At 71.3% G+C, this 7,124-nt stretch carries 5 protein-coding genes; 4 read left to right on the forward strand and 1 reads right to left on the reverse strand.

All coding sequences use genetic code 11. The features are described from left to right. A partial coding sequence (locus tag AC5LSR_RS19250; RefSeq protein ID WP_493468761.1) for a hypothetical protein occupies positions 1-180 on the reverse strand: 180 nt, incomplete at its 3' end. 153 nt (positions 181-333) lie between these two features. Between AC5LSR_RS19250 and AC5LSR_RS19255 the strand changes: the two genes are divergently transcribed. The 4 genes from AC5LSR_RS19255 (at position 334) to gnd (ending at position 7,091) form a co-directional block, all read left to right on the forward strand. Beyond that, positions 334-2,082, forward strand: a complete 1,749-nt coding sequence (locus AC5LSR_RS19255; RefSeq protein WP_250283048.1) for a glycerol-3-phosphate dehydrogenase/oxidase — start codon at positions 334-336, stop codon at positions 2,080-2,082. 929 nt (positions 2,083-3,011) lie between these two features. Next, a complete protein-coding gene (locus AC5LSR_RS19260; protein WP_493468762.1) occupies positions 3,012-4,370 on the forward strand; it encodes an NsdA family TPR-like regulatory protein in 1,359 nt (452 codons plus the stop codon). A 322-nt stretch (positions 4,371-4,692) separates the two neighbouring features. After that, positions 4,693-5,625, forward strand: coding sequence for an acyl-ACP desaturase (locus AC5LSR_RS19265; protein WP_250283051.1), 933 nt, complete (start codon positions 4,693-4,695; stop codon positions 5,623-5,625). Positions 5,626-6,071: 446 nt separating this feature from the next. Beyond that, complete coding sequence (gene gnd, locus AC5LSR_RS19270) at positions 6,072-7,091, forward strand: phosphogluconate dehydrogenase (NAD(+)-dependent, decarboxylating) (protein ID WP_250283068.1); 1,020 nt, start codon at positions 6,072-6,074, stop codon at positions 7,089-7,091. Positions 7,092-7,124 lie beyond the last annotated feature (33 nt).

Consider the following 7,124-nt stretch of genomic DNA (forward strand, 5'->3'; position numbering starts at 1 on the left):
CCCGGGGAACCCGGGGAACCCGGGGATGCCGGGGATGCCGGGGATGCCGGGGAACCCGGGGATGCCGGGGATGCCGGGGATGCCGGCTGGAGGGATCCCGGAGAGATCCGGACGAAGGTGGCCCGGACGGCTCCGGCGGTGCTCCGGTCCGGCGGCGCTCCGGTCCGTCGGCGGTGGCATGGACCACCAAGCGTCGGCCCGGGGCGCGGGAATCGATTACTGTGAGAAAATGATCACTGTGAGCAAGCTGCCATGCGGCCCTCGTCCGCGGCGGGCACGATGTGACCTGTCCGCGCCAGCTCTGGCCGCCACGCTCCGGAGACGGAGAACACGATGATCGTTCCGGCACGGCTGAATCCCACCACCCGTGGTGACGCCCTGCGCCAGATGGAATCCGACGTCGTCGACGTCGTCGTCATCGGCGGCGGAATCACCGGGGCTGGCGTCGCGCTCGATGCGGTCACCCGTGGGCTGTCCGTGGCGCTGGTCGAGGCCCGCGACCTCGCGGCCGGCACGTCCAGCCGGTCCAGCAAACTGATCCACGGCGGCCTGCGCTACCTCGAGCAGCTCAACATCGCGCTCGTCAGCGAGGCGCTGCGGGAGCGGGCGCTGCTGCTGGAGACGCTCTGCCCGCACCTCGTCCGCCCGGTCCCGTTCCTGTTCCCGCTGACCCACCGGGGCTGGGAACGCGCCTACGTCGGCACCGGGATGGTGCTCTACGACACCCTCGGCGGCAGCCGCCGGGCGGTGCCACGCCACCGCCACCTGACCAGGCGGGCGGCGCTGCGCGCCGTCCCCGCGCTGCGCCGGGACGCCCTGGTGGGCGCGATCCAGTACTGGGACGCCCAGGTCGACGACGCCCGGCACACGATGTTCGTCGCCCGGACCGCCGCCCACTACGGTGCGCTGATCGCCAGCAGCGCCCGGGTGACGGGCCTGCTGCGCGAGGGCGACCGGGTCGCCGGGGTACGGGTCCACGACCTCGAGGGCGGCGGGCAGATCGACGTCCGCGCCCGGCAGACCATCAACGCCGCGGGGGTGTGGACCGACGGCATCCAGGCGATGGCCGGCGGGCGCGGCCAGCTGTCGGTGCGGCCCTCCAAGGGCATCCACCTGCTGGTGCCCCGGGACCGGATCCACGCCACCACCGGGATGATCCTGCGCACCGAGAGCAGCGTGCTGTTCGTGATCCCCTGGGGCAGCCACTGGATCGTCGGGACGACCGACACGGACTGGAACCTCGACCTCGCCCACCCGGCGGCCAGCAGCGCCGACATCGACTACCTGCTCACCCACGTCAACCGGGTGCTGCGCACGCCACTGACCACCGACGACATCACCGGTGTCTACGCGGGGCTGCGGCCGCTGCTGTCGGGCGAGTCGGAGGACTCCTCCCAGCTGTCCCGGGAACACGCGGTGGTCTCGCCACTGCCCGGCCTGACCATGGTCGCCGGCGGGAAGTACACCACGTACCGGGTGATGGCCCGGGACGCGGTCGACGCGGCCGTGCACGGGATGGGCCGCAGCGTGCCGCCGTCCTGCACCGACCGGGTCCCGCTGCTCGGCGCCGACGGCTACCCGGCGCTGTGGAACGCGCGGGAGGCGCTGGCCCGCTCCGCGGGGATCCACGTGGCCCGGGCCGAGCACCTGCTGACGCGTTACGGCACTCTCGCCCAGGAGGTCCTGGCGCTCGTCCGGCAGCGGCCCGAGCTCGCCCGGCCGCTGCGCGGGGCCGACTCCTACCTGGCGGCGGAGGCCGTGTACGCCGCCTCCCACGAGGGTGCGCTGCACCTCGACGACGTGCTCACCCGCCGCACCCGGATCTCGATCGAGACCTGGGACCGCGGGCTGGAGGCCGCCGCGGACGTCGCCGCGCTCGTCGCGCCCGAGCTGGGCTGGGACTCCCGGGCCATCGACGTCGAGATCGGGCACTACCAGGCCCGGGTGGCGGCCGAGCGAGAGTCCCAGCAGCAGGCCGACGACCAGACCGCCGACGCGGCCCGCCTGGGCGCGCCGGACGTGCGGGCCGGCGGGCGGTCCCGGCGCGGACAGTCCGAACCGGCCCTCGGCCGGGGCCTGTAACCCACCACGGGCTGGCCCGCTGCCGGGCCCGTGCCCGGGCGCGAGGCGGACACGGGCCGGGCGGGAGCCGGGCGGGGTAAGGCCCGGGCCAGGCACGGGCGAAATGCCGACGGGACACGACAGCCATCCGGAAAAGCGCTCATGAAACGTCTGGGAAACATCCCTGAAATCATCTTCGTGGCCCGGCGCCAGCCGTACGACACCGCAATTACCAAGCGGAAGTGAAGCGTCACTATACGCCGTTTGCGCAGGTCGGGAGGATGACCCGACACGGTGTCGACGGAATAAAAACGAACAGAAAACATCGTAAAAACCGGGTTTGATAACAAGACCGAGCGACCGCGGAACTATTTTTTTGAGAAGAATCGGCGACGCCGGCCGGGAGCCGAAAAAACGACTTCACCCAGGCAGACGCGGGCGTAACATGTAACCACACCACCACCGGGCGACGCCCCCGAGTGGGGATGCCCACTGGTCATACGTGGCATAAGTGGTAGGTTCCATGGGTAGTGGGACCCTGTGCTCGCAGAACACCGGACCGGCTCGCGACGTCTGCCCGTTCTGGAGGTCCGCCTATATCCGTACGCTCCTGCCTCCGGCCAGCGGACAGGCAAACAGGCGAACAGCCTGGCCACCGTTGGGTCCGGACACCGTCCAGCGGACGCTTATAACACAGCCCCCGCGATTGCCGACACAGGGGTTGTGCACGGCCCTGGATTCGCCAGGACGACCAACATCCCGATCCCACGCCGACCAGAACGAGCCGCAGGATTCCCGGAGCTGTTCCGGATCTTTCGCCCGGTCAACGGACCGGACGCGAAGATCTGAAACACGCTCCCCCGGAGAAGGACAGCAGCCCCGCAAAGGGACGCTGTATTCGCACGGCTACGATTGACAGTAGTTCCGTACGGAGACGGGAGAGACCCGCCGTGACAACGCAGGCACATCCAGGATGGGATTCGGACGGGCTCCGCCGACGGCCTGAAACCGCCGACCGTACCCGGAGCACCGTCGACGCCCGGAACAGCGCCGGCCTCCCCGACACCGCCGGCCACCGGCAGTCCGGTAACCGGGAGTCCGGTAACCGGCAGCCGGGTCACCAGGCGGCTGGTTACCAGGCGGCCGGTCACCAGCCCGCCGGCCCGCCGGTCCACGAGCAGATCGCACCCGCCAACACCGGCCTGGACCTGCTGTGGACGGACGACGGGCTCACCCGCGAGCTCCTGGCGATGACCCACGCCAGGCGGCCCCACCGCTTCCTGCCCGTCTCCGGGCCTTCCCTGGACTCCGCCGCGCAGCGGTGGCTGGCGGCACGCACGCACCACGAGGGTGTCGTGCCCACCGGCCAGCTCGTCGACGACCCGCTCGTACGCGGCTTCGAGGACCGGGTCGACGCCCTGCGGCGGATGAGCGACGTCCTCGGCGGCAACGACGTGTACGCCCTGTCCCGCACCGAACTCTCGATCACCGTCCGCCTGTTGCGGGTCGGTACCCACAGTGACGCCCATCAGGCCCGGCTCTACGCGGTCGCGGCGGAGCTGGCGCGGCTGGCCGGGTGGGCGATGTACGACGTCGGGCAGTACGGCACGGCCCAGCGTTGCTGGCTCATCGCGCTGCGCGCCGCCCACGAGGCGAACTCGCCCGCTCTCGGCGCCAACGTCCTGCGCTGCATGGCCGAGCAGGTCACCTGGTACGGGCAGCCCGCGGACGCGGTCAGCCTGCTGCACCGCGCCCAGGCCGGGGCCTGTTACCTGCTCAGCGCGATCGAGCGGGCCGTGATCGCGGCCGACCTGGCCGTCGCGCACAGCCGCACGGGCAACAGCGAGGACGCCGCGGCCGAGACCGAGCTCGCCTACACACTGGTCGACAAGGCCCGCCCCGAGGACAGCCCGCCCTACATGTACTGGGCCCGCCGCAAGGACGTCGCGTTCTCGGCCGGGGAGGCGCTGCTGTCCGGCGGCAGCCCCGAGGCGGCCATACCGCACTTCGAGGCCGCCCTCGACGATCTCGACGAGCTCGACGAGGAGGTCCCCCGCGACCGCGTCGAGTTCCTCAGCAGGCTGGGGATCGCCCACGTCCGCACGGGCAACATCGACCAGGCCGTGGCCCTGGGCCACCAGGCCGTCTCCTGCGCCACGATGATCGACTCCGGCATGACGCGCCGGGACATCGCCCGCCTGTGCCAGGAGATCGAGCAGGCCGGGGCGTCCGCGCGGGCGGCCGGCCTGCTCGACCACGCCCGCGACGCGCTCGGCCCGGCCGGCCCGTCGTCTCCCTCGTTGTCCTGAGCCCGCTGTCCCGGACCGCCGCACCGCCCCAGGCCGCCCAACACACCGAGCCGCCCGCACGCCGAGCCGCCCGCACGCCAGGCCGCACCGCCGCGTCCTGTGTGACCCCGCGCCCCGTCCCGCGCGGCTCGTCCCGCGCGGTCTGATGGCCTCCCGGCCGTCCCGCACGCCGGCCGGCCGGTCGCCCCGCGTGTTCCGCCGGCTTCCCGCCATGAGCCCGCCGGAGGCTTCCGGTTCTGTTCTCCGGGAACAGATCACCGGGCTGGAGTCCACACCTGGCGGACGTAGTCCCGCGCGCGGTCGGCCTGCCAGGGTGACAGGCATGACATCCACCCCGGACATCAACCTGTTGCACGAGCTTGAGCCCGTCGCCGCGGCCAACCTCAACCGCCACCTGGACCTCGCCACCGAGTGGATGCCGCACGAGTACGTCCCGTGGAGCCAGGGCCGCGACTTCGACACCCTGCCGTGGGATCCGGAGCAGTCCCGGCTGTCCGACGTGGCCCAGATCGCCTTCGAGGTCAACCTGCTCACCGAGGACAACCTCCCCAGCTACCACCGTGAGATCGCCACGATCTTCGGCCGGGACAGCGCGTGGGGCGCCTGGGTGCACCGCTGGACGGCCGAGGAGGGCCGGCACAGCATCGTGATGCGGGACTACCTGATGGTCACCCGCGGCGTCGACCCGGTCGCCCTCGAGCGCGGCCGCATGCACCAGATGCAGAAGGGGTTCGACAGCGGTGAGAAGACGCCGCTGCGCACCATCGCCTACGTGTCGTTCCAGGAGCTCGCCACCCGGGTCAGCCACCGCAACACCGGGCGGTTCACCCAGGACCCGATCGCCGAGAAGCTCCTCACCCGGGTCGCAGCGGACGAGAACCTGCACATGATCTTCTACCGTAACCTGGTCACCGCGGCGCTGGAGCTCACCCCGTCCGCGATGGTGCAGGCCATCGCCGAGGAGCTGATGACCTTCCAGATGCCCGGGACCGGCATCGAGGACTTCGAGAACAAGGCGAAGCGGATCGCCAAGGCCGGCATCTACAACCTCCGCAGCCACCACGACGACGTGGTCACGCCGCTGCTGCGGCACTGGAAGTTCTTCGAGCTGACCGGCCTGGACGCACAGGCCGAGCAGGCCCGCGAGAACGCCGGGCACTACCTCGCCGCCCTCGACGGCCTCGCCCGCAAGTACGAGGAGAAGTACGCGGCCGCGAGCGCGAACCAGGACACGCTGGCCACCACACCCGCCTGAACCGCCCGGACGGCGGGCTTCTTCGCCGTGAGGCTTCCGCTTCGCCGGGAGGCTTCCGCGGCCCTGTCCGACACCGTACGACTACCTGACGCGCAGAATTCACTCCTGTTGGTAATGGTCTGATCAGGCTCATGGGCGGCGCAACGCGCGTCCGTGTGTGGCACAACGATCATCGGGCTGGCGGCCGGTCACGCGGTGACGGGCTCGACGCCGGGAGACAATGGGCAAAGGCCCGTTGGCCTCCAACGGTGCCGTGCCAGTGATCCGGGGCCCGCCGCCCGCCCGGACCCGTCGGACCGGCTTCGCCCATCCGGCGGGGATCCGGGCAGTACAACATGATCATGTCACCGTCGGCCCTGGGACCTGGGGATCCAGGTCCCAGACGGCATGAAATCATGATCATGATGCTGCTGCCCCGGACCGACAACCAACCAACAGGAGACCTCGTGCAGCTCGGGATGATCGGCCTTGGCCGGATGGGCGCCAACCTCGTGCGCCGGCTGATCCGCCACGGCCACGACTGCGTCGTCTACGACGTCAACGCCGACGCGATCCGGCAGCTGGAGGCCGAGGGCGCCACCGGGGCCACCACGCTGGCCGAGTTCGCGGCGAAACTCTCCACCCCCCGCGCCGCCTGGGTGATGGTCCCCGCCGGGATCACCGGGCAGACCGTGTCCGCGCTCGCCGAGCACTTCGGCGCCGGTGACATCATCATCGACGGGGGGAACTCCTACTACCGGGACGACGTCGACCGGGCGAAGGAACTCGCCGGCCGGGGCATCCACTACGTCGACGTCGGCACGTCCGGCGGGGTCTTCGGGCTCGAGCGCGGCTTCTGTCTCATGATCGGCGGTGAGAACGAGGTGGTGTCGCACCTCGACCCGCTCTTCGCCGCGATCGCCCCCGGGTTCGGCCAGGCACCGCGCACCCCAGGACGGGCCGGCGAGCCGAGCAGGGCGGAAAAGGGCTATCTGCACTGCGGGCCGAACGGCGCCGGGCACTTCGTCAAGATGGTCCACAACGGTATCGAGTACGGCATGATGGCCGCCTTCGCCGAAGGCATGGCCATCCTGGAGAAGGCCGGTATCGGCCGGGGCCACACCGGCGAGCACGACGCCGAGACCACCCCGCTCGCGCACCCGGAGTACTACCAGTACGACATCGACACCGCCGCGGTGGCCGAGGTGTGGCGCCGCGGCAGCGTGGTCAGCTCCTGGCTGCTGGACCTGACCGCGGCCGCGCTCGTCGAGGACCCGAAGCTCGAGTCGTTCAGCGGCCGGGTCTCCGACTCGGGCGAGGGCCGCTGGACGGTGCTGGCCGCGGTGGAGGAGGGCGTCCCCGCCCACGTCCTCACCGCCTCGCTGTACGAGCGGTTCAGCTCACGCGGCGAGGCCCTGTTCGCCGACAAGCTGCTCTCCGCGATGCGCAGACAGTTCGGCGGCCACGCCGAGAAGCCAGCCACCTGACCCACCCCCGCCCTGCAACCGGCTGCCCTCGGC

The sequence above is a fragment of the Protofrankia sp. CiP1_Cm_nod4 genome (assembly GCF_982290645.1).

Coding starts and splice junctions, on each gene's coding strand:
- AC5LSR_RS19255 (WP_250283048.1), top strand. CDS start 334: ATGATCGTTCCGGCACGGCTGAATCCCACCACCCGTGGTGACGCCCTG.
- AC5LSR_RS19265 (WP_250283051.1), top strand. CDS start 4,693: ATGACATCCACCCCGGACATCAACCTGTTGCACGAGCTTGAGCCCGTC.